Source organism: Streptomyces sp. NBC_00102, assembly GCF_026343115.1.
GTDB lineage: Bacteria > Actinomycetota > Actinomycetes > Streptomycetales > Streptomycetaceae > Streptomyces.
Genome location: NZ_JAPEMC010000001.1, coordinates 1,444,996 through 1,467,105 on the forward strand (window position 1 = coordinate 1,444,996; position 22,110 = coordinate 1,467,105).

Annotated in this window: 19 protein-coding genes; 11 read left to right on the plus strand and 8 right to left on the minus strand. The window is 70.2% G+C overall.

What is annotated here, in order from left to right; translation table 11 throughout:
• Nucleotides 1-40: 40 nt before the first annotated feature.
• Together OHA55_RS06400 and OHA55_RS06405 are read right to left on the minus strand one after the other, a co-directional pair.
• Nucleotides 41-910, minus strand: a complete 870-nt coding sequence (locus OHA55_RS06400) for a putative protein N(5)-glutamine methyltransferase (protein WP_266703636.1) — start codon at nt 908-910, stop codon at nt 41-43.
• Nucleotides 911-1,161: 251 nt separating this feature from the next.
• Nucleotides 1,162-2,661 carry an MDR family MFS transporter gene (locus tag OHA55_RS06405; protein ID WP_266710444.1) on the minus strand — a complete coding sequence of 500 codons (1,500 nt, stop codon included), beginning with the start codon at nt 2,659-2,661 and terminating at the stop codon, nt 1,162-1,164.
• Between the two features lie 306 nt (nt 2,662-2,967).
• Between OHA55_RS06405 and OHA55_RS06410 the strand changes: the two genes are divergently transcribed.
• A complete protein-coding gene (locus OHA55_RS06410) occupies nt 2,968-3,558 on the plus strand; it encodes a TetR family transcriptional regulator (RefSeq protein ID WP_266703638.1) in 591 nt (196 codons plus the stop codon).
• 1 nt (nt 3,559) lies between these two features.
• On the opposite strand, the gene OHA55_RS06415 is transcribed toward OHA55_RS06410, so the two are convergent.
• Nucleotides 3,560-3,934: a YrdB family protein gene (locus tag OHA55_RS06415; protein WP_266703640.1), complete on the minus strand. Its 375-nt coding sequence runs from the start codon at nt 3,932-3,934 to the stop codon at nt 3,560-3,562.
• 323 nt (nt 3,935-4,257) lie between these two features.
• Between OHA55_RS06415 and OHA55_RS06420 the strand changes: the two genes are divergently transcribed.
• From OHA55_RS06420 to OHA55_RS06430, 3 genes are all read left to right on the plus strand, one after another.
• Nucleotides 4,258-4,659: a hypothetical protein gene (locus OHA55_RS06420; protein ID WP_266703642.1), complete on the plus strand. Its 402-nt coding sequence runs from the start codon at nt 4,258-4,260 to the stop codon at nt 4,657-4,659.
• Nucleotides 4,660-5,297: 638 nt separating this feature from the next.
• Complete coding sequence (locus OHA55_RS06425; protein WP_266703644.1) at nt 5,298-5,684, plus strand: pentapeptide repeat-containing protein; 387 nt, start codon at nt 5,298-5,300, stop codon at nt 5,682-5,684.
• Between the two features lie 552 nt (nt 5,685-6,236).
• A complete protein-coding gene (locus OHA55_RS06430) occupies nt 6,237-7,547 on the plus strand; it encodes a Fic family protein (protein ID WP_266703646.1) in 1,311 nt (436 codons plus the stop codon).
• 225 nt (nt 7,548-7,772) lie between these two features.
• On the opposite strand, the gene glnA is transcribed toward OHA55_RS06430, so the two are convergent.
• Nucleotides 7,773-9,134: a type I glutamate--ammonia ligase gene (glnA, locus tag OHA55_RS06435; RefSeq protein WP_266703648.1), complete on the minus strand. Its 1,362-nt coding sequence runs from the start codon at nt 9,132-9,134 to the stop codon at nt 7,773-7,775.
• A 243-nt stretch (nt 9,135-9,377) separates the two neighbouring features.
• Here glnA and OHA55_RS06440 point away from each other — a divergent pair, with 243 nt between their 5' ends.
• The 4 genes from OHA55_RS06440 (at nt 9,378) to OHA55_RS06455 (ending at nt 13,455) form a co-directional block, all read left to right on the plus strand.
• A complete protein-coding gene (locus OHA55_RS06440; protein WP_266703650.1) occupies nt 9,378-10,079 on the plus strand; it encodes a DUF3105 domain-containing protein in 702 nt (233 codons plus the stop codon).
• The gene (locus OHA55_RS06445; protein WP_266703652.1) at nt 10,076-10,834 is read left to right on the plus strand and encodes a DUF305 domain-containing protein; all 759 of its coding nucleotides are present in this window, start codon (nt 10,076-10,078) and stop codon (nt 10,832-10,834) included. Before OHA55_RS06440 ends, OHA55_RS06445 begins: the two co-directional genes overlap by 4 nt.
• A gap of 234 nt (nt 10,835-11,068) precedes the next feature.
• A complete protein-coding gene (locus OHA55_RS06450) occupies nt 11,069-11,494 on the plus strand; it encodes a CBS domain-containing protein (protein WP_266703654.1) in 426 nt (141 codons plus the stop codon).
• Nucleotides 11,495-11,685: 191 nt separating this feature from the next.
• Nucleotides 11,686-13,455 (plus strand): NAD+ synthase, encoded by a 1,770-nt coding sequence (locus OHA55_RS06455; protein WP_266703656.1) that lies wholly within the window; start codon nt 11,686-11,688, stop codon nt 13,453-13,455.
• 45 nt (nt 13,456-13,500) lie between these two features.
• On the opposite strand, the gene OHA55_RS06460 is transcribed toward OHA55_RS06455, so the two are convergent.
• The 4 genes from OHA55_RS06460 to OHA55_RS06475 all read right to left on the minus strand — a co-directional run bounded on the left by OHA55_RS06460 (nt 13,501) and on the right by OHA55_RS06475 (nt 18,912).
• Nucleotides 13,501-14,742: an MFS transporter gene (locus OHA55_RS06460; protein WP_266703658.1), complete on the minus strand. Its 1,242-nt coding sequence runs from the start codon at nt 14,740-14,742 to the stop codon at nt 13,501-13,503.
• Between the two features lie 326 nt (nt 14,743-15,068).
• Nucleotides 15,069-16,094 carry an endonuclease/exonuclease/phosphatase family protein gene (locus OHA55_RS06465; RefSeq protein ID WP_266703659.1) on the minus strand — a complete coding sequence of 342 codons (1,026 nt, stop codon included), beginning with the start codon at nt 16,092-16,094 and terminating at the stop codon, nt 15,069-15,071.
• Between the two features lie 243 nt (nt 16,095-16,337).
• Nucleotides 16,338-17,114, minus strand: a complete 777-nt coding sequence (locus OHA55_RS06470) for a TetR/AcrR family transcriptional regulator (RefSeq protein WP_266703661.1) — start codon at nt 17,112-17,114, stop codon at nt 16,338-16,340.
• A gap of 181 nt (nt 17,115-17,295) precedes the next feature.
• A complete protein-coding gene (locus OHA55_RS06475; protein WP_266703663.1) occupies nt 17,296-18,912 on the minus strand; it encodes an MFS transporter in 1,617 nt (538 codons plus the stop codon).
• A 229-nt stretch (nt 18,913-19,141) separates the two neighbouring features.
• On the opposite strand from OHA55_RS06475, the gene panB reads away from it, so the two are divergent.
• The 3 genes from panB to OHA55_RS06490 all read left to right on the plus strand — a co-directional run bounded on the left by panB (nt 19,142) and on the right by OHA55_RS06490 (nt 22,104).
• Nucleotides 19,142-20,029 (plus strand): 3-methyl-2-oxobutanoate hydroxymethyltransferase, encoded by an 888-nt coding sequence (panB, locus tag OHA55_RS06480; RefSeq protein ID WP_266703665.1) that lies wholly within the window; start codon nt 19,142-19,144, stop codon nt 20,027-20,029.
• Between the two features lie 210 nt (nt 20,030-20,239).
• Nucleotides 20,240-21,259: an ATP-binding cassette domain-containing protein gene (locus tag OHA55_RS06485; RefSeq protein WP_266703667.1), complete on the plus strand. Its 1,020-nt coding sequence runs from the start codon at nt 20,240-20,242 to the stop codon at nt 21,257-21,259.
• Nucleotides 21,256-22,104, plus strand: a complete 849-nt coding sequence (locus OHA55_RS06490; protein ID WP_266703669.1) for an ABC transporter permease — start codon at nt 21,256-21,258, stop codon at nt 22,102-22,104. The genes OHA55_RS06485 and OHA55_RS06490 overlap by 4 nt, the downstream gene beginning before the upstream one ends.
• The last annotated feature ends 6 nt before the right edge of the window (nt 22,105-22,110 follow it).

The window sequence follows — 22,110 nt, forward strand, 5'->3', positions numbered from 1 at the left end:
CGTGCCGGGGAGTTCGTCCCGGGGGCGGGGGCCGGCGCCTTTACCGGGGGCGGGTGCCGATGACGACGGTGGCCCAGAGTTCGTCGGAGGTCGCGGTCCGGGCGTCGAGGCCGCCGTCGCGGACGGTGGCGAGCGCCCGGTCCGCCTGGCGTTCGCTGGTCTCCATGAGGAGGCTGCCACCGGGAGCGAGCCAGCCCGGGGCGGCGGCGACCACGCGGCGCATCACGTCCAGCCCGTCCTCGCCCCCGTCGAGGGCGACGCGCGGTTCGTGGTCGCGGGCCTCGGCGGGCAGCAGGGGTACGTCGCCGGTGGGGACGTACGGCACGTTGGCGAGGAGTACGTCGATCCGGCCGCGCAGTCCGGCGGGCAGGGCGTCGAAGAGATCGCCCTCGTGGGCCAGGCCCACCCCGTCGAGGTTGCGGCGGGCACACCGTACGGCCGCCGGTTCGACGTCGCAGGCGTGCAGTTCCACCGGGCCGAGGAGCCGGGCGAGCGCGGCACCGAGGGCGCCGGAGCCGCAGCAGAGGTCGACGACGACGGGGGTGCGCGCGGTGCGGCTCCCGGTGGCGGTGACGGTGGCGGTGCGGGCGACGGTGGCGGTGCGGCTCCCGGTGCCGTGCCAGGTGTTCCCGAGAGTGGCGGCGGCCTGGTCGACGAGGAACTCGCTGCGGCGGCGGGGCACGAAAACGCCCGGGTCGACGGCGACCCGCATCCCGTGGAACGAGGCCCAGCCCAGGACGTGTTCGAGAGGCAGTCCCTCCGCGCGGCGCCGGACCATGGCGGCGGTCTCGGCCGGGGAGGAGGCGGTGGAGAGGATCAGTTCCGCTTCGTCCTCGGCGAAGACACAGCCGGCGGAACGGAGCGCGGTGACGATCGTGGAGCGGGAGAGCGACGGAGGCAGAACGGACATTGCGGAGCCTTTCGGGAGCCGATGGGCGCTCCTCGTTCGCTCACGTCCGGTGGACGTCGCGACCGTACGGGGTGAGCACCCAGCCTGACGCAGCGGTAATGGGGGCTCACCTCCTCGGTCCCGGTCCCCGTGCGGGGACGCTCCCCCGTGCGGGGGTCCGGTCACAGTACAACAGTCCCGGCGGGCCGGACACGCCCGTGCCCGCGCCGGTCGGGGCGCCGGCACGGGCGTGCGCTCTTCGGTACGGGCCGTCAGAGGTCCACGCTGTCGCGGAGCTTCGTCGGCGTCAGGAAGGACGCCGCCACCACGCCGACGACGGCGATGCACGCGGCGATGAGGAAGATGTGGCCGGTCGCGTCGCCGTACGCGGCGCGGACCACCTCCTGGATCTCGGGCGGCATGGCCTTCAGGTTGAGCGTGGAGCCGCCCGAGGAGGAGGCGGCCGGATCGATGCCGAGCTTGGTCAGCCCTTCGGTGATCTTCGTGGTGACCTGGCTGGCGAGTACCGCGCCGAGCACCGAGACGCCCATGGTGCCGCCGAGCGAGCGGAAGAAGGTGATCGCGCCGCTGGCCGCGCCGAGTTCCCGGAGCGGGACGGTGTTCTGGAGGACCAGCACGAGGTTCTGCATCGACATGCCGACACCGGCGCCGACCGCGAACATGCCCGCCCCCACGAAGACCAGGTTCGTCTCGTGGTCGATGGTCGACAGTGCCAGGAAACCGAGGGTGAGGACGACGACGCCGGTGAGGATGAACGGCTTGACCTTGCCGGTGCGCGAGACGAGCCGGCCCGCGACGGTGGAGGAGACCAGCACGCCGAACATCAGCGGGATGGTGAGCAGTCCGGACTGGATCGGCGAGTAGCCGCGGCCGGTCTGGAAGTACTGGCCGAGGAAGACCGCCCCGCCGAACATGGCCATGCCGACCGCGAGGCTCGCGACGATGGCGAGCGCGGGGTCCCGGCGGCGGACGACGTGGAGCGGTACGACGGGCTCTTTGACCCGGCCCTCCACGAAGACGGCCGCACCGAGGATCAGCAGGCTGCCGGCGACCATCGCGCCGGACTGCCAGGAGATCCAGTCGAAGTCGTCGCCGACGAAGGTGACCCAGAGCAGCAGGAGGCTGACACCGGCGGCTATCAGGGAGGCGCCGAGGTAGTCGACCTTGGCGTCGGGGCGGCGCTTCTCCACCAGGTGCAGGGTGCGGGCGAGCATCACGAAGGCGACCAGGGTGAACGGCACGGTGATGAAGAAGCACCAACGCCAGCCGAGCCACGAGGTGTCGGTGATGAATCCGCCGAGCAGCGGACCGCCCACGGTGGCGACGGCCATGACCCCGCCGAGGTAACCGTTGTACCGGCCGCGCTCCTTGGGGCTGATCATCGCGCCGATGATCACCTGCACGAGCACCTGCACAGCCCCCATGCCGAGGCCCTGGATGACCCGGAAGGCGATCAACTGGCCGGTGGACTGGGCGAATCCGCAGGCGATGGAGGAGACGACGAAGAGGCAGATGGCCGTCTGCAGCAGCAGCTTCTTGCTGAAGAGGTCGGCGAGCTTGCCCCAGATCGGGGTGGAGGCCGTGGACGCCAGCAGGGTGGCGGTGACCACCCATGTGTACTGGGACTGCGTACCGTTGAGCGCTCCGATGATCTGCGGGAGCGCCACCGAGACGACGGTACTGCTGGTCAGGGCGACGAAGAGCACGAGAAGCAGACCGCTCAGCGCCCGCAGCACCTCGCGGTGCGTCATCGGCACGGCTTCGGTCGGCGTGGCCGTTTCTGCGCTCACGCGCAACCTCCGGAGTTTCGTGGGGAGATGGACGAACATCGACGGCCGCACGCGACGGAGGTGGCGACCAGGATTCGCGCCCCCGTGAACTCCACTTCCCAGCAGTGGTGTTCACGGCTCACCCCGGAGGGCGTCAGGCCGCGCGGCGGTGCAAGACGCCCCGCACCCCGGCCTCGCGCACGGAATGACAGGAACACTTCACCATACATGCACCATGGGCAATCTTGCCGCGTGCGCAATAATCAACGGCCAAGCGACAATGGCCCGATGGAGAACTCTGTGGGACTGCGGGAGCGCAAGAAGGAAGCCACCCGCCAGGCGGTGCACGAGGCCACGCTGCGCCTCACCGTCGAGCACGGCTTCGACCACGTCACGGTGGAAGCAGTCGCGGACGCGGCCGGCATCTCGCGCAGAACCTTCTCCAACTACTTCACCAACAAGGAGGACGCCCTCCTCTACGGGGAGGAGCGGCAGATAAGGGCGCTGGTCCGCCTGGTGCGCGAGCGCCCCGCCGGCGAGCCCGCCTGGACCGCCCTGCGTGGGGCGATGCTCCAGTTCGCGGGGCAGGTCCCGCCGCTGAACCGCGAATGGGCCGTCCGCACCCGCCTCGCTCTGCGTCACTCTTCCCTGCTGGCGCGGCAGTTGGCGAACCACGCCGCACTGGAGCGCGACCTCGCCGACGCCGTCGCCGACCGCCCCGGCCCCACCGGCCGCCCGGTCCGCCCCCTGATCCTGGCGGCGGGTTTCCTCTCCTCGCTGCGGATCGCCATGCGCACCTGGATCGAGGAGGCCCCGGACCGCGAGCCGGCCGAGCTGATCGCGGAGGTCATGGACGAGATGGGGCGCGGCTTCGAGTAGGTCACCCGGCCAGGGGCGCACGGGCGCGGGCGCGCCGGTCCAGGGTCAGCAGCACCGTGTTGGCCGCCACCACGGCGGCGTACGACAGGGCCGGCCCGGACCCGCCGACGTCGTACAACGCGGCCACCGCGCACACGAAGACCAGCACCTTGACCCCCACCACCCCCGCGGCGGGCAGGGTGTACCGCGCCTTCGGCGACGCGTACATCCCCCACACCGTCGCCGCGACGCCCGGGACGGCCACGGCGAGGAACAGCCGCAGTGCCGTGTTCCCGGAGGCGTGCCATCCCCAGCGGGCGAAGGCGACGATGGCGACGATCTCCAGAAAGAACGCCAGCGTCTCGTTGGCCGTACGCAGCGGGGCGGGGAGTCTCACGCGAGGGCCCTTCGAGTGGGGAGGACGGGTGTCGGGGGTATGACTCCCTGGGTGGCCAGGAAGTTGCGCTTCCCGAGGCAGACATCCGTAGCGCGATACGGCAGACCCCGGGGCCTGCGATGAAACCACCGCCGCCCCGGGCCGCGTTCGGACACCGAGCCGACATCGGTCAGCCCGACCTACGCCTCGCCACCACTCAGTAGTGCCAACGGTTCCTGCCGGACGAGAGGCTGCACGTGATCGCCCGCCCGGACTCGTCCGTGGTGCTCGCGCCCACGTCGGCGCTCCGGCAGAACTGCCCGGCGCGGTAGCAGTTGCCCGCGTTGGACTTGATGCTGCACGTCGCCGTACTGGTCGAGCCGCCGCTCGTGGACGTACTCCCGCCCGAACCGCCGCTGGTCCCACTGCTCTTCGACGTACCCCCGCTGGAGCTGCTGCTGCCGGACGAGGACGAGCCGCCGCTGGTGGACGAGCCACTACTGGACGAGTTGCTGCCGGAGGACGCGCTCGGCGGGTTCGCGCAGGACTCGCTCACCCCCACGATCCTGAGCGCGAGCTTGGCGGGCGTGCTGTACGTACCCGCGGACGGACTCTGCGAGCACACCTTCCAGTTGGAGGTGTGCACCACGGAACGCCTCAGTTCGCTCGCGTCCGTGTACGTCACCGAGGCCACGTGGTGGGCACGGGCGTCCGCCACGGCCTTCGCGAGGTTCCACCCGCCGTAACTCCCCACCGTCGCCTCGACGACCGGCTTCTCGGCGGGAGTCGCGGACGGGGAGGCCGAGGCCGTGGCTGTCGGGGACGCCGAAGCGGGCGGAGAGGCCGAAGCTGAAGCCGTGGGGAGCGTGCTCACCGTGGCCGAGGCCGTGTCCTGGTCCCCGTCCGAGCACCCCGCGAGACTCATCGCGAGGGCCACCAGCCCGACCACCAGGCCGCCGTAGGTCCGGCGGCCCTTCCTCATGTTGTTCCCCATGCCCTGGGCGCCGTTCGATCCTGACGATCTCATCGCATACCGAAGAGACATGCCACCCCCCTGGGTTCTCGTTCTCGGCAGCCGGCGCGGACCACGCGTCGGCGCGTGCCTGCCTGGTTGCGCGCCGGAAGTCGACGCGCGCCACTGCGGAGGCCAGACTAGAGGAGATCACGAGGATAATATGAGGATCTTGTGAAATGAGGTTTCGCGAACGCGCACACGCGAGCGGACCGGCGGCCAGAGCGAGTACAGGCGCCAGGGAAACAAGCGGCTGACAGACTCGGACCGGAAAATCCGGGCGAAGGCCACCACCCGACTGACACCCTGACCCACATGGCCATGGCACCGACCGCGAGACAACGACTTGCCGCACTCCATCACCGTGCGGCTGTGCGCCGCGAGAACTTCGCCGGCCAGAACCTCACTTCGGCTCGCACGTCGCAACTACGTTTCAGCGGCTGCTCGTTCAGCGGGGCCGATCTGCGCCACGCCACCCTGGACGGATGTTCGTTCACGTTCTGCGACTTCACCGGCGCGAACCTGCGGGGGGCTTCCCTGCGCGGGGTCAGCCTGGCCGGATGTGATCTACGAGGTGCGGACTTGCGCGACACCGACCTGACCGACGCCCGGTTCGGCAGCGTGAACACGGGTGCGCCCCCGCACGGGCTGACCGATGTCACCGGTGCCAGGTTCGAGGGAGCGTCGCTGCGCGACGTCCGGACGGAAGACATCATCGGGTGGCCCACCGGGCGTGGCGGGAGCGGCGGTCACGGATAAGGCCCACCCGTCGGCACACCGAGCACGCCGAGCACGCCGGCCATGACAGCGGGCGGCTGGCGTCCGAGGTGGACCGCGACCCTCGTTCGGGCCGGTGACCTCCGACCCGACGGAATTTCGCCTCCTCGATGCTCTCGCCGCGGCCGCCCCGAAGGCTTTGGCCGCGATCCGGGCCGCGCCGACTCACCCAGCGGAGAGGGTGACCGTCCCTCTCGGTCGGCATGGCGGCAGGAACCGACCCCACCCCGGGGCCCAGCCGCGGCTCGCCCATGCGGACGGCAGGCGTCTGACAGGGTTGCGGGACAGCCGTCGGGCGCGCTCGACGCGAACTACTAATTTGGTACCCACTAGTAGTTCGTTAGTAGATCCACAGAGCGGGCGAGCGACAGGTCGACGCTGTCGCGGCCTGCGGAAACGGCTCGGGATCTACTAATCTAGTAGCCACTAGTAGCTTGCTGGTAGAAGGTCGAGGCGGCCGGAGCGCACTCCGCCGCCCTGTGCGTGAACGGAGAGCCGTTGAAGCGCCCGATGCCGCCCCCGGATCCCGACTCCTTGATCAAGGAACTCCTCAAGTCGGGCAACTCTGAAAAAATCTCTCGAATCTTCGTAAATCCGGGAGCAGGGCCTGCGGATGAATACTTGCCCTGGGACAAAATTCGCTTCAAAAACCCTCCCGAAGGACTTACGCATGGAGAGTGGTGGGCTGCAATCAAGCTCACGCGCCGCCAAATGCGACGCACACTTCCCCTGACCGACTCACAAGGCAAGCATTTCACTTTCGCTCTACCGGATCGCACACTCAGATCATTGGAGCAAGTGACGCGTGATGCAAGCGGGAAGATCACCATCAGTGAGCAGGTGACGAATCCCGGCACGCGCGACAGATATCTCGTAAACAGCTTGATCGAAGAAGCGATCAATTCCAGTCAACTCGAAGGGGCGTCGACCACTCGCCGAGTGGCCAAGGAGATGCTCCGAGCCGGGCGCGCACCCCGTTCGAGGGACGAGCGAATGATCGTAAATAACTTCCAGGCCATGCGCATGCTTGGAGACATCAAGGATCACCCCCTCACCCCTGGCCTCATCTGCGAGATCCATCGGATTGTGACCGATGGGACCCTCGATAATCCAGAAGCGTCTGGGCGTCTCCAGCTGCCGGGCGAGGAGAGGGTCGGTGTCTTCGCCGACGATGGCCTTCTGCTGCACACGCCCCCACCGGCCGATGAACTCCCTGAACGCATCGAGAGGCTATGCCGATTCGCCAACGGTGAACTCGACGAGGGAAGCTACGTACCACCCGTACTTCGAGCGATTACCGTTCATTTCATGATTGGATATGACCACCCCTTTGAGGACGGTAACGGTCGGACGGCTCGCGCACTCTTCTACTGGGCCATGCTGAATCAGGGATACTGGTTGACGGAATTTGTCGCCATTTCTCAGATTCTCAAGAATGCGCCGGTCAAGTACGCCCACAGCTATCTGCACAGCGAAGACGACGAAAATGATCTCACCTATTTTCATCTTTATCAGCTGGAGGTGCTGCAGCGGTCGATCGTCAACCTCCACGCCTATCTTGCCGATAAGGCACGCGAGGTGAAGGAACTACAGAAGAAGATCTCGGGTGCTGCGGTCCATTTCAATCACAGACAGATGGCCCTGCTTGAGTATTCGACGAAGAATCCAGAATCCTCGGTCACTGCTCAATCGCACATGAGTAGCCACAACGTGGTGTACGAAACTGCCCGTCAGGACTTGATCGGCCTTGAGGAGCGAGGGCTTCTGGTGAAGCGACGATTGGGTCGATCGTACGTGTGGTCTCCAGCGTCCGATATCGAAACAAGGCTGCACGCTCTCGCTTGAGGTACGGCTGCTTCCCAAAGTCGCGTGGAGCGCGCCTCTCTACGAACGACCTTGACGCCCCGCCGTGATCGCTCGACTGTGTCTGTGCCCGAGATGGTCGGGTTGGGAGCCACCACGACGCTCACCACGCTCCGCGGCCGGCCATGACAGCGGGCGGCTCGCGTCCGAAGTGGACCGCGACCCGCCCGCGTCGTCGTAACTACTGCCTGTACCTCCGACCAGCGCCTACAGCACCGGCAGCAGGGCCTTGCGCTCGAAGGCGGTGACCTCGCTGCGGTACTCCTCCCATTCGCGCTTCTTGTTGCGGAGGAAGAAGTCGAAGACGTGCTCGCCGAGAGTCTCCGCGACGAGTTCGCTCTTCTCCATCAGGGAGATGGCCTCGCCGAGGTTCTGCGGGAGGGGCTCGATGCCCATCGCGCGTCGCTCGGAGTCGGAGAGGGCCCACACGTCGTCGTCGGCGCCGGCCGGGAGTTCGTATCCCTCCTCGATGCCCTTGAGGCCCGCCGCGAGGAGGACCGCGTAGGTGAGGTACGGGTTGGCGCCGGAGTCGATGGAGCGGACCTCGACGCGCGCGGAACCGTTCTTGCCGGGCTTGTACATCGGGACGCGGATGAGCGCGGAGCGGTTGTTGTGACCCCAGCAGATGTACGAGGGGGCCTCGCCGCCGGCACCGGCGCTGCGGGCGGAGCCGCCCCAGATGCGCTTGTAGGAGTTGACCCACTGGTTGGTGACGGCGGAGATCTCGGCGGCGTGGCGGAGCAGGCCGGCGATGAAGGAGCGGCCGACCTTGGAGAGCTGGTACTCGGCGCCGGACTCGTAGAAGGCGTTGCGGTCGCCCTCGAAGAGGGAGAGGTGGGTGTGCATGCCCGAACCCGGGTACTCCGAGAAGGGCTTCGGCATGAAGGTGGCCTGCACGCCCTGCTCCAGCGCGACCTGCTTCATCACGAGGCGGAACGTCATGATGTTGTCGGCGGTGGAGAGCGCGTCGGCGTACCGGAGGTCGATCTCCTGCTGGCCGGGGGCGCCCTCGTGGTGGCTGAACTCGACGGAGATACCCATCGATTCGAGCATGGTGATCGCCTGGCGGCGGAAGTCCATGCCGACGTTCTGCGGGGTGTGGTCGAAGTAGCCGGAGCTGTCGGCCGGGGTGGGCCGGGTGCCGTCGACCGGCTTGTCCTTCAGCAGGAAGAACTCGATCTCGGGGTGGGTGTAGAAGGTGAAGCCGAGGTCGGACGTCTTGGCGAGGATGCGCTTGAGGACGAAGCGGGGGTCCGCGAAGGACGGCGATCCGTCGGGCATCAGGATGTCGCAGAACATGCGGGCGGTGCCGGGGGCCTCCGCGCGCCAGGGCAGGATCTGGAAGGTGCCAGGGTCCGGCTTGGCGATCATGTCCGACTCGTATACGCGGGCGAAGCCCTCGATCGCCGAACCGTCGAAGCCGATGCCCTCGTCGAAGGCCTGTTCCAGCTCGGCCGGTGCCACGGCCACGGACTTGAGGAACCCGAGGACATCGGTGAACCACAGTCGTACGAACCGGATGTCACGTTCCTCAAGCGTCCTGAGGACGAATTCCTGCTGCTTGTCCATAGCCACATCCTTGCAGTTCAGACGGTCCGCGCACCACCGCCCGGGATAGGGGAGTCACTCCAGTATCACGACCCGGGATTTCGCCCAGATTACGCACACGGTGTGAGAGAGAGCACGCGGCCTGCCACTACGATCGGCGGCCCCGATGTGCTGGGACACGGCCGCACGCGCGATCGATCCTCGCACAAGGGTTCTTCCGATTCGTTCGCTCCCTCCCGGCTCCTCCACGAAGGACTCGACGCCATGAGCATGCCCTCGCAGCCCGACCAGGTCCAGACACCCCCGGCCCCGCTCCCCCAGCGCCGCCGGGCGGGGCCCGGCAGGCTCGCGGCCATAGCGGTCGGCGTGGCCGTCGTCGCAGGTCTGGTGGGGTTCGGCGGCTCCGAGGTGCTGGACGGCCCGGGGTCGCGGGACGGTCTCGCGTCCGCCGCCGCGGCGGACTCCAAGCCCGGCGGGACCGATCCCGCACTGGCGGCCGGTACGGCGGCGGGCCCGGCGGTCGAGGGCGAGAAGTCCTGGGACGCCAGGAAGCTCACGCGCAACCACGTGACCCATGAGGTCCACTATCCGATGACGCCTCCGGTGGGCGGGGACCACAACCCGACCTGGATGAACTGCGACGGCGACGTATACAAAACACCGCTCGCCGACGTGAACGCCGTGCACTCCCTGGAACACGGCGCGGTGTGGATCACCTACAACGCCGACGCGTCCGCCGGGGCGGTGCGCAAGCTGGCCGCCCGGGTCAGGGCGACGTCGTACACGCTGCTCAGCCCCTATCCCGGCCAGTCGGGCGCCATCATGCTCAGTGCCTGGGGGAAGCAGCTCACGGTGGAGGGTCCGGACGACGAGCGGGTGGGCAGGTTCCTCGCGGCGTACGTCCAGGGCCCGCAGACCCCGGAGCCCGGCGCGCCGTGCACCGGCGGACTGGCGGCTCCCCGATGACCGGCCCCGCGGCGCGGCGGACGCGTCAGGGCTGGGCGGTGGCCGGCGTGCTGGTCCTCGCGGCGCTGGTCGGAGGCGGTACGGCGGCGCTCGTGACCGCCCGCTCCGGCGGTACGGAACACGGCCAGGAGCAGGTGCGGGCACAGGGCTACGGGCAGGGGTCCGGCCCCGGGCAGGGGCTGCCGGCCGTGGACTCGGCGGACGCCGGGTTCGCGCAGGACATGGCCGTCCACCACCAGCAGGCGGTGGAGATGTCCTTCGTGGTGCGTGACGGCACGCACGACGAGGACGTGCGCCGCCTCGCGTACGACATCGCCCGCACCCAGTCGGGCCAGCGCGGGATGCTGCTGGGCTGGCTCGATCTGTGGGGGCTGCCGAAGGTGGCCCCGGCCGGGCGGCCCATGGCGTGGATGCACGCCGGGGAGGGCACGACGACGGATCAGCCGATGGAGGGGATGGAGGGGATGGGCCACGGCGCGGCCCACCCCGACACCGCCGGCTCGATGACCGGCATGGCCACCAGGGCCGAGCTGGAGCGGCTCGGCGCCGCACGGGGCCGGGACGCCGAGGTGCTCTACCTCCAGCTGATGACCGACCACCACAAGGGCGGCATCACCATGGCCCGGAGCTGCGCGGAGCGGTGCGCGGTCCCGGCCGAGCGGCGGCTCGCGCAGGGCATGATGGACGCGCAGCAGGCCGAGCTGGACGCGATGGCGGACCTGCTGGCCGCACGCGGGGCCCGCCCCCGCGGCTGATTGCGGGGCCCCCGCCCGTAGGGCCCCGAGTCCCGCGCCCCACCCGCCCGTGGAGCCCGCGTCCACGGGCGGGTGACGGCCGTCGCACGTTCCGTGCTCACTCGAATGGGTGATATCGGTCGGCGGTGGGGCATGTCCCCGAGGACGATGGACGGTGGACTCGGGGCCGTACGGGGTGTGCTCGGGCACGGATCGGATGTGCTCGGGCGCGGATCACTACGTGGGAGGAACCCCATGACCACGGCGAAGGACATCATGCATCCCGGCGCCACCTGGATTCCGGCGCACGAGTCGCTGGACCGGGCCGCCCAGATGATGCGCGACCACGGGGTGGGCTCGCTGCCCGTCTCGGCGGAGGGCGCCGAGGACCGGATGGTCGGGATCATCACCGACCGGGACATCGTGGTCGGCTGTGTGGCGAGCGGCCACGATCCGTCGTCGATGACGGCGGGCGACCTCTGCCACGGGACGCCGCGCTGGATCGACTCGGGGGCCGGAGTGGACGCGGTGCTGGAGGAGATGCAGGCGCACCGCATCCGGCGGCTCCCAGTGGTCGAGAACAGGAAGCTGATCGGCATGATCAGCGAGGCCGATCTGGCCCAGCACCTGAGCGAGGAGCAGATCGCCGACTGGGCGGGCCAGGTGTACGCACGCGGCTGACCGGCATCCGGCAGCCCCCGCACCCGGCGGCCGGGTGTACGCACGCGGCTGACCCGTGCGGCCGTTCGCACCGGCACCCCGTGCGGCCCTTCGCGCCGGCACCCCGCCCACGCCTCGTCAACAGGCGTGCGGGAGACCGGAATCACGCCACCCCCAGGACATCGCGTCAGAAAGACGATTAGACTGCGGGCGTGCCTCAACTACGCCTCGCACTCAACCAGATCGACTCGACCGTCGGCGATCTCACCGGCAACGCCGAGGCCATCGTCCGCTGGACCCGGCACGCCGCCGAGCTGGGTGCCCACCTCGTCGCGTTCCCCGAGATGGTGCTGACCGGTTACCCCGTGGAGGACCTGGCCCTGCGGTCGTCCTTCGTCGAGGCCTCCCGTTCGGCGCTGCGCGCGCTCGCCGCGCGGCTCGACGCGGAGGGCTTTGGCGAACTCCCGGTGCTCGTCGGGTACCTCGACCGCTCCGAGCACGCCGCGCCCCGGTACGGGCAGCCCGCGGGTTCACCGCGCAACGCGGCGGCGGTGCTGCACCGGGGGCGGATCGCGCTGAACTTCGCCAAGCACCATCTGCCCAACTACGGAGTGTTCGACGAGTTCCGGTACTTCGTCCCGGGCGATTCGATGCCGGTGGTGCGGGTGCACGGCATCGACGTGGCGCTCGCCATCTGCGAGGACCTCTGGCAGGACGGCGGCCGGGTGCCGGCGGCCCGCGCGGCGGGCGCCGGGCTGCTGCTGTCGATCAACGCCTCCCCCTACGAGCGGGACAAGGACGACGCCCGTCTCGAACTGGTCCGCAGGCGGGCCCGGGAAGCCGGCTGCACCACCGCGTACCTGGCGATGATCGGCGGCCAGGACGAGCTGGTCTTCGACGGTGACTCGATCGTGGTGGACGCGGAGGGCGAAGTGATCGCCCGTGCGCCGCAGTTCGCCGAGGGCAGCGTGATCCTCGATCTCGAACTGCCGGCCGCCGCTGCCGAGCCGCCGTCCGGGGAGGTGAACGACGGGCTGCGGATCGACCACGTCGTCCTCTCCGGGGAGCCGCTCCCGCCGTACGCCCCCGAGCTGGCGGGCGGGTACGCCGAGCGGCTCGACGACGACGAGGAGGTGTACTCCGCGCTGGTCGTGGGCTTGCGCGCGTACGTCGCGAAGAACGGTTTCAGCAGTGTGCTGGTCGGGCTCTCCGGCGGCATCGACTCCGCCCTCGTCGCGGCGATCGCCTGCGACGCGCTGGGGGCGGAGCACGTGTACGGCGTCTCGATGCCGTCGAAGTACTCCTCGGACCATTCCCGGGGCGACGCGGCCGAGCTGGCGCGGCGTACGGGGCTGAACCACCGCACCGTGCCGATCGGGCCGATGTTCGACGCGTACATGGGGTCGCTGGAGCTCACCGGGCTCGCCGAGGAGAACCTCCAGGCGCGGCTGCGCGGTACGGCGCTGATGGCGATCTCCAACCAGGAGGGCCGGATCGTGCTCGCCCCCGGCAACAAGTCGGAGCTGGCGGTGGGGTATTCGACGCTCTACGGGGACTCGGTCGGGGCGTACGGACCGATCAAGGACGTCTACAAGTCGTCGGTCTTCCGGCTGGCGAGGTGGCGCAACCGGGCCGCCGAGGAGCGCGGGCAGACCCCGCCGATCCCGGAGGCGTCGATCACCAAGCCGCCCAGCGCGGAACTGCGGCCGGGTCAGGTGGACACCGACTCGCTGCCCGACTACGAGGTGCTGGACCGGATTCTGGAGCGGTACGTCGACCGGGACGAGGGCCGGGACGCGATCGTCGCGGCGGGCTTCGACGAGGAGCTGGTGACGCGGACGCTGCGGATGGTCGACGCCGCCGAGTACAAGCGGCGGCAGTACCCGCCGGGTACGAAGATCTCGCCGAAGGGGTTCGGCAAGGACCGGCGGCTGCCCGTCACCAACCAGTGGCGCGAGGCTCCCTCGAAGCAGCTCCCGTAGCGGGGGTGGGGGCGCTGTCCCGACGCCCCCACCCCGGCACCCCGTCTACTCCCCCCGCGCGCTCCGTACCGTCGGCCGGTCGGCCTGTCGATCGGCCACGGCGTCGGTCTCTCCCGTACGTCCCGCGACGACCCGCGAGGGTGTGCGGTCGCGGTCCAGCAGGGTCGCGGTGACCGCGATGCCGAGGCCGACGACGGCGAGCGCGGCGCCGACCGGTGCGGGCGAGGTCCAGCCCCAGCCCGCCGAGATGGCCGCGCCGCCGAGCCAGGCGCCGCCCGCGTTGGCGAGGTTGAACGCCGAGTGGTTGGAGGCGGAGGCCAGCGTGGGAGCGTCCTTCGCCTTGCGCATCACCAGCATCTGGAGCGGGGTCGTCGTCATGAAGCCGACCGCTCCGAGCAGCACCACCATCACCAGCGCCAGCCATTTCACGTGCACCGTGAGCGGGAAGAGCAGCAGGACGACGGTGAGCGCGCCCAGCGAGCCGAAGAGCGTCGGCCGCAGCGCACGGTCGGTGAGCGGTCCGGCGGCGAGCGCGCCGAAGGTCATGCCGATGCCGAACAGGGCCAGCACGAGGGTGACCGAGGACTCGCCGAAGCCCATCGACTCGGTGGTGATGGACGAGAGGTACGAGTACACGGCGAACACGCCCGCGAAGCCGAAGACGGCGGTGAGCAGACCCAGGATCACCTGGCGGTTGCGGAGCGCGCGCAGTTCGTGGCGTACGTCCTGGTGCTCGGCGACGGGGATCTGCGGGATCAGCCGGGCCAGGGCGGTCAGCGCGACCAGTCCGATCACGGCCACCACGACGAACGTCGCCCGCCAGCCGAGGTGCTGGCCGAGCATGGTCGCGGCCGGTACGCCGACGATGTTGGCCACGGTCAGGCCGAGGAACATGGTGGCGACGGCCCGCGCCTGACGGTCCTCCGGGACCAGTCGGGCGGCGACGACCGCGCCCACGCCGAAGAATGCGCCGTGCGGAAGGCCCGCGATCAGGCGGCCCGCGACGAGCCAGCCGAAGCCGGGGGCGAAGGCCGAGGCCGCGTTGCCGAGGATGAAGAGCGACATCAGCAGCAGGAGCATCCGCTTGCGCGGGATGCGGGAGCCGAGAGCGGTGAGCAGCGGGGCGCCGAGCACGACACCGATCGCATAGGCGGAGACGAGGTAACCGGCGGTGGGCACCGAGGTGCCCAGGTCGTCCGCGACATTGGGCAGCAGCCCCATCATCACGAACTCGGTGGTGCCTATGCCGAAGGCGCTCACAGCCAGGGCGAGCAAGGCCAGAGGCATGGGGAAGGAACCTTTCAGCAGGAGGGCGCGCCTGCGTCCGGGGCGGACGTGGTGCCCGTACGGGGACGCGGCGCAGCGGTCGGCCGCGCGGACGTGCGCGCGGACCGGGCGGGGAGAGGGTGGGAAGAGGTCGAAGAGACGGACCCACGATGCTACGGCGGCTCTGCCGGGCATGCTCAGGTCATCAGCCTGAACAAAGTGTGGCAGATGATCCGTTCCCGGAGGTGAACGGGTCGTTTCGGCGAAGTTCGGTCCTGGCGTCGGTGAGGATGCGCCGGCCGGGGCCGTGACGGGGCGGAGACGGCCCACGGCGCACCGGACACGGGTCAGAGCTGGACGCGGGCGGCGATCGGGAGGTGGTCGCTGGCGGTCGCGGCGAGCGTCCACGAGGACATCGGCTCCACGCCCCTCACCATGATCTGGTCGATCCGGGCCATCGGGAACGCGGCGGGCCAGCTGAAGCCGAAGCCGTCTCCGGCGGCGCCCTGGGTGGACCGCATCTGCGAGGTGACGGCCCGCAGGGCGCGGTCGTTCATGGTGCCGTTGAGGTCGCCGAGGAGGACGACCCGGCTCAGCGGTTCGTCGGAGATGGCCTCGCCGAGGGCGTCGGCGCTGTTGTCGCGCTGGTTGGCGGTGAACCCGGCGTGCAGTTTGACGCGGACGGACGGCAGGTGGGCGACGTACACGGCGACCTTGCCGCCGGGGGCGGTCACGGTGGAGCGCATGGCACGGACCCAGCCCATCTTGATGTCCACGGGGCGGGTGTTGCTGAGCGGGTACTTGCTCCAGAGGCCGACGGTGCCCTGGACCGAGTGGTACGGGTAGGGGGCCTTGAGCGCCTTCTCGTACGCGGCGACCTGGCCGCTCGGCAGTTCCTGGAGCGCCACCACGTCCGCGCCGGAGCCCGCCACCTGTTCCGCGGTCCCGGCGGGATCGGGGTTGCCGGCGTTCACGTTGTGGGTGGCGACGGTGAAGTCGCCGCCGGGGCCGGACTTGTCGTCGAGCAGCAGACCACCGAAGAGATTCAGCCACACCACGAGGGGCAGCAGCAGGGCGACGAGCGCCGTCGCGGAACGCCGTACGAGGCCGAGGAGGAGCAGGACCGGGAGGGCGACACCGATCCACGGCAGGAACGTCTCGGTGAGGCTGCCGAGGTTGCCGAGCCGGTTCGGGATCTCCGCGTGGAAGACCATCACCAGGGTCACCAGGACCGAGCAGACCGCGAGCAGGATTCCGCGCCGCCAGATCCCCCGGTCCGCCTTCAGACGGGCCAGCCCGGTCCGGAGCCGGGAGTCGGCGCGCGGCGGCTCCGCGTTGTCGTTGCCGGTTTCCGCTCCGTACGCCTGCACCATCGCGCTTCCTCACTGCGTTGCCCTGCATGTCGCCGCGCCCCCGACCCTAGGGGATCGGAGGCCCTTTTCCCGCCGCCCGCGTCGACGGCACGGAGAGGAGGACGACCGGAACGGGAGCATGGGTTCCGCTTTGTGCCGAGCCGTCCGCCCGTGTGACGGGCCCCTCATTTCCGGCCGGTGCCCTCCGGCGCGTGCTCGGACGGGCCGGCCGGACCGGGCGCGGTGGCGGCGGGGGCGCGGGGATCAGCGGCCGCCGGAGGCGCCGGGCGCGTCGGACGGGCCGGGCGCCGCGGAGGCGCCGGACGCGGCGGAGGCGCCGGACGCGGCGGAGGCGCCGGATACCGGCCCCAGGCCCTGCGTCAGGGCGGCGATGACCCGGTCGACCAGGTCCTCGGGCAGCGGTGCGTCGCGGCGGTGCAGGGTCCGTACGAGCATCGCGCCGATGAACAGGTCGTCCATCAGGTCCACGTCGAGGTCGGCCCGCAGTTCGCCGGCGTCGACGGCCCGCTGGACCGCGGCGGCCATCGCGGCCCGGCGCGGCGCGATGACGGTGTTCTGGTACTCGGTCCAGAGCCTGGGGTGGCTCTTCATCTGCGCGAACACGTTGTGCAGCAGGACGGAGGAGCGCTGGGCCAGTCCTCTGGTGCGCTGGGCCTCCATGAGGACGCGCAGATCGGCGAGCCCGGCGGTGCCGGAGACGACGGGGTCCTGCTCTTCCATGTCGCGCAGGACGTCGAGGAAGAGTTCCTCCTTGCCGTCCCAGCGGCGGTAGATGGTGGCCTTGCCGACCTTGGCGGTACGCGCGATGCGTTCGATGGAGAGCCCGGCGAGCGGTTCGCCCTCCTCCAGGAGGGAGACGACGGCGTCCAGGATGGCCCGTTCGACGGCGGCGCTGCGGGGGCGGCCCGGACCCCGGTCGTGGTCGTGCCCCCGTGTGTGCTCCGGCTCCCAGGCCGATCCCCCGGCCCGCCCCCGGGCCGGGTCCTGCTCCAGGCCCTGCCCGTGCTGCTGATGCCGCACCTGATGTCCGCCTCTCCTCGCCCGTACGACCGCTGCACCAATTCTCGCCGAACGGAACCCTTCCCTCCCGCCGGCCCCCGGCGCGGTCGCGGCCAGGTCACCACCGGTCACCGCCGTGGACCGCGCGAAGGCCCGAGCCCCCGGGCGTACGCCTGCGGGGGCTCGGGCCGGTTCACGGGGATCAGCCCTTGCGGCCCTGTTCGGCCGGGACGGGTGCGGGCTGCCCGGGGGCCTGCGGCCGGGGTGCGGCGGCTGACTTGCCGGGCAGGAAGAGCGCCACGACCACGGCGCCGACCAGTGCGATGGCCGCGGAGCCGAGGGCGGCGACGTGCATGGCGTTGATGAAGGCGTCGGAGGCCGCCGCGGCGAGCGGCTTGCCGGCCGGGCCGAGCTTCGCGGCGACGCCGAGCGTGGCCTCGATCGACTCACCCGCGACGTCCCGGGCGCCGGCCGGTACGGCCGAGAGGTGCCCCTCGATGTCGCCCCGGTAGACGGTGGAGAGCACCGAGCCGAGCACCGCGATGCCGAGCGCACCGCCGACCTGACGGAAGGTGTTGTTGATGGCGGAGCCGGCGCCCGCCTTCTCGCGGGGCAGCGCCTGCATGATGGCGACGGTGACCGGCGGCATGATGTGCGCCATCCCGGCGCCCTGGACGAAGAAGACCACGCAGAGCACCCAGACGGGCGTGTCGGCGTCGAAGACCGCGAAGGCGGAGAGCCCCGCGGCGACCAGGATCAGGCCGACGGTGCAGACCGCCCGTACGCCGAAGCGCTGGACGACGATCCGGGCACGCGGCGAGAAGATCATCTGCGCGGCGGCGAGCGGCAGGACCAGCAGCCCGGACTGGAGCGCGCTGTAGCCGCGCACGCTCTGGAGGTAGAAGGCGGAGAAGAAGGTGACGCCCATCAGCGCGAAGAAGACCAGCGCGATGGCGGCGACGGCGGCGGAGAACGCCGGCTTCTTGAAGTGGGAGACGTCGAGCGCGGGGTGCTCGGTGCGCTTCTCGTACAGGACGAAGGCGATCAGGACGACCACGCCGCCGAGGACCGGGGCGAGGACCGTGAGGTCGGTGAAGTCGGCGAGTTCGCCGCCCCGGATGATGCCGAAGACGAGCAGGACGAGGCCCACGATGGAGAGCACGACGCCCACCGGGTCGAGCCGGCCGGGCTTCGGGTCGCGCGAGTCCGGTACGAGGATCACCATCGCGACCAGCGCGACGAGGCCCACGGGTACGTTGACGAGGAAGATCGAGCCCCACCAGAAGTGCTCCAGCAGGAGCCCGCCGGTGATCGGGCCGATGGCGATGCCCAGGCCGACGCCGCCGGCCCAGATGCCGATGGCACGGGGCTGCTCGTCGGGTTCGAAGACGTTCATCAGGATGGCGAGGGTGGCCGGCATCACGAAGGCGGCGCCGAGGCCCATCACCGCGCGCCAGGAGATGAGCTGGCCCGGCGAGTCGGAGAACGCGGCGAGCGCGGAGCCCACCACGAAGACGGAGATGCCGAAGAGCAGCACCCGCTTGCGGCCGAGCCGGTCACCGAGGAGTCCGGCGGTGAAGAGCAGGCCGGCGAAGACGAGCGTGTAGGAGTTGATCGCCCACTCCAGCTCGCTCTGGGTGGCGCCGATTCCGTCCGGCGCGGGACTGGCGATCGTCTTCACGGCGACGTTCAGGATCGAGTTGTCCAGCACCACGATGAGCAGGCTGAACATGAGCACGGCGAGAATGGCCCAACGGCGGCGGTGGACCGCCTCCGGGACATGGGACACGGCGGCAGGAGCGCCGGACGGTATGGACATGGGGAAGAGCGTAACCCAATTACAATACGAGACCGTCTCGTATTGTAAAGTCTTTACTCTTTGCCGCCGCGGACAAGGTACGCCTCCCCCGGCACGGCCGCGCGCACCGGACGATCCCCCGGAAGGCGAGCCGCGGGCCCACTTCACGCGCACCACCGGGGGATGCCACCATGGAAGGGATCCGGGGACGCCGTCAGGGCGCCTCGAGATGACGAAGGAGCCGTTGGCCATGTCGCTCAACGCTGCGCAGAATCAGTCTGCCCACCCCGCCGGGCCCTCCCCCTCCGACAGCGGCAAGACGCTGTACGGGGGCAAGAGCACCCGTCGCATCACCGTCCACGACATCACCGCCGCGTCCGAGCGCGGTGAGAAGTGGCCCATGCTGACCGCCTACGACGCGATGACCGCGTCCGTCTTCGACGAGGCCGGCATCCCGGTCCTGCTCGTCGGCGACTCCATGGGGAACTGTCACCTCGGCTACGAGACCACCGTGCCGGTCACGATGGACGAGATCACCATGCTGTCGGCCGCCGTCGTACGGGGCACCAAGCGCGCCCTGGTCGTCGGCGACCTGCCCTTCGGTTCGTACCAGGAGGGTCCTGTACAGGCGCTCCGCAACGCCACCCGGCTGGTCAAGGAGGCCGGGGTCGGTGCCGTGAAGCTGGAGGGCGGCGAGCGCAGCTACGAGCAGATCCGGCTGCTGGTCGAGTCCGGCATCCCGGTCATGGCCCACATCGGCCTCACCCCGCAGTCGGTCAACGCCATGGGCTACCGGGTGCAGGGGCGCGGCGAGGAGGCCTCGCACAAGCTGCTGCGGGACGCCAAGGCCGTGCAGGACGCGGGGGCGTTCGCGGTCGTCCTGGAGCTGGTCCCGGCCGAGCTGGCGGCCGAGGTCACCCGCACCCTGCACATCCCCACCGTCGGCATCGGCGCCGGCGCCGGGACGAGTGCCCAGGTGCTCGTCTACACCGACATGGTGGGGCTGACCGGCGGCAAGGTGCCGCGCTTCACCAAGCAGTACGCGAACCTGCGCCAGGTCATGGGCGACGCGGCGAAGGAATTCGCGGGCGAGGTCGTCGGCGGCACGTTCCCGGCCCCCGAGCACACCTTCCACTGACGGCACGGGCGGGCCCGGCCCACGCACGCCGCCCGCCCACTCCGTCGCCCGGCGGTACGGGTCCCACCCGCACCGCCGGCCACACAGCCACCTCCGGCACCACCGTCAGCCCGCCGACATCCCCCATCGGCGGGCTGACGCATGCCTGTCGGCGGACCGACACCTGCTTGTCGGCGATATATCGGCGAACTGTCGGCCGCCTCTGGTCCCATGGTGGACATGACGCGAAACGACATGAACCCCGGGCGCGGAATCGCCATCGAAGTACGGGGGCTGGTGAAGCACTACGGCACCACCAAGGCACTGGACGGTGTCGACCTCGACGTGCGCGAGGGCACCGTGCTCGGTGTTCTCGGTCCGAACGGCGCGGGCAAGACGACGCTCGTGCGCGCCCTCTCCACGCTCATCGTGCCCGACGCGGGCCACGCGACGGTCGCCGGCTACGACGTGGTGAGGCAGCCCCGGCAGCTGCGCCGCGCCATCGGCCTGACCGGCCAGTACGCCTCCGTCGACGAGAAACTCTCCGGCTGGGAGAACCTCTACATGATCGGCCGGCTCCTCGACCTCTCCCGCAAGGAGGCCCGCAGCCGCTCCGACGAGCTGCTGGAGCGGTTCTCGCTCACCGAGGCGGCCCGCCGCCCCGCGATGGACTACTCCGGCGGCATGCGGCGCAGGCTCGACCTGGCCGCCTCCATGATCGGCCGCCCGGCCGTCCTCTACTTGGACGAGCCGACGACGGGGCTCGACCCCCGTACCCGCAACGAGGTCTGGGACGAGGTGCAGCGGATGGTCGCCGAAGGGGCGACCGTGCTGCTCACCACCCAGTACATGGAAGAGGCCGAGCAGCTCGCGAGCGAGCTGACGGTGATCGACAAGGGCCGCATCATCGCCCGCGGCGGGGTCGACGAGCTGAAGGCGAAGGTCGGCGGCCGGACCCTCCAGATCCGCCCGTCCGACCCGGCCGACCTGCAGCCGATGGCGCGCGCCCTCCACGAGGCCGGCCTCGACGGGGTCGCCGGCGCACAGGCGGTCCCGGACGAGGGCCTGCTGTACGTACCGATCCTGACCGACGGGCAACTGACCGCCGTCATCGGCCTGTTGGGCACCCGGGGTTTCTCGCTCGCCCATGTCGCCACCGCACTGCCCAGCCTGGACGAGGTCTTCCTCGCCATCACCGGCGGCAAGTCCACGTCCGCCGCCGCTCCGACCGACGAGGAGGTCGCCGCATGAGTACGACGACGCTGACGAAGTCCCCCACCGACCAGGCGCCGGTCCGGCCCGTGAGCGACGAGGGGAAGATCGGGCTGCGCGCCAACCTGCGCCACATCGGGGCGCTGACCCGGCGCAACCTGCTCCAGATCAAAAAAGACCCCGAGTCGATGTTCGACGCGCTGCTGATGCCGGTCATCTTCACGCTGCTGTTCACGTACGTCTTCGGCGGCTCGGTCGGCGGCTCCCTCGGCGGCGGCCGTGAGGAGTACCTCAACTACCTGATCCCCGGGCTGATGGCCATGATGGGGATGAACATCGCCTCCGCCGTGGGCACCGGGGTCAACGACGACTTCCGCAAGGGCGTCATGGACCGGTTCCGCACGATGCCGATCGCCCGGTCCTCGGTGCTGATCGCGAAGATCGTGGTGGAGCTGGGCCGGATGATGGTCGCCACCGTCATCCTGCTGGTGATGGGCTTCGCGCTCGGCATGGAGCTCCAGACCTCGTTCCTCGGTCTGCTCGAAGCGGTCGCGCTCTCGGCGGTGTTCGGTGCCGCCATCATGTGGATCTTCATCCTGCTCGGGCTGGCCATGAAGACGGCCCAGGCGGTCCAGGCGACGGGAATGCTGGTGCTGATGCCCCTGCAGTTCGGATCCTCCATCTTCGCGCCGACCCAGACGATGCCGGGCTGGCTCCAGACGTTCACCGAGTACAACCCGCTGTCGAACCTCGCCGACGCGGCGCGCGGCCTGATGATGGGCGGCCCGATCGCCCACTCGGTCTGGGTGACTCTCGCCTGGGCCGGCGTCATCACCGTCGTGATGGCGCCGCTCGCGGTCGCCAAGTTCCGCAAGGCGAGCTGACGGCCG

Excerpts from the sequence above, each read along its gene's own strand:
- OHA55_RS06400 (WP_266703636.1), bottom strand. The coding sequence starts at position 910 with ATGTCCGTTCTGCCTCCGTCGCTCTCCCGCTCCACGATCGTCACCGCG.
- OHA55_RS06405 (WP_266710444.1), bottom strand. The coding sequence starts at position 2,661 with ATGACGCACCGCGAGGTGCTGCGGGCGCTGAGCGGTCTGCTTCTCGTG.
- OHA55_RS06410 (WP_266703638.1), top strand. The coding sequence starts at position 2,968 with ATGGAGAACTCTGTGGGACTGCGGGAGCGCAAGAAGGAAGCCACCCGC.
- glnA (WP_266703648.1), bottom strand. The coding sequence starts at position 9,134 with ATGGACAAGCAGCAGGAATTCGTCCTCAGGACGCTTGAGGAACGTGAC.
- OHA55_RS06440 (WP_266703650.1), top strand. The coding sequence starts at position 9,378 with ATGAGCATGCCCTCGCAGCCCGACCAGGTCCAGACACCCCCGGCCCCG.
- OHA55_RS06445 (WP_266703652.1), top strand. The coding sequence starts at position 10,076 with ATGACCGGCCCCGCGGCGCGGCGGACGCGTCAGGGCTGGGCGGTGGCC.
- OHA55_RS06450 (WP_266703654.1), top strand. The coding sequence starts at position 11,069 with ATGACCACGGCGAAGGACATCATGCATCCCGGCGCCACCTGGATTCCG.
- OHA55_RS06460 (WP_266703658.1), bottom strand. The coding sequence starts at position 14,742 with ATGCCTCTGGCCTTGCTCGCCCTGGCTGTGAGCGCCTTCGGCATAGGC.
- OHA55_RS06465 (WP_266703659.1), bottom strand. The coding sequence starts at position 16,094 with ATGGTGCAGGCGTACGGAGCGGAAACCGGCAACGACAACGCGGAGCCG.
- OHA55_RS06475 (WP_266703663.1), bottom strand. The coding sequence starts at position 18,912 with ATGTCCATACCGTCCGGCGCTCCTGCCGCCGTGTCCCATGTCCCGGAG.
- panB (WP_266703665.1), top strand. The coding sequence starts at position 19,142 with ATGTCGCTCAACGCTGCGCAGAATCAGTCTGCCCACCCCGCCGGGCCC.
- OHA55_RS06485 (WP_266703667.1), top strand. The coding sequence starts at position 20,240 with ATGGTGGACATGACGCGAAACGACATGAACCCCGGGCGCGGAATCGCC.
- OHA55_RS06490 (WP_266703669.1), top strand. The coding sequence starts at position 21,256 with ATGAGTACGACGACGCTGACGAAGTCCCCCACCGACCAGGCGCCGGTC.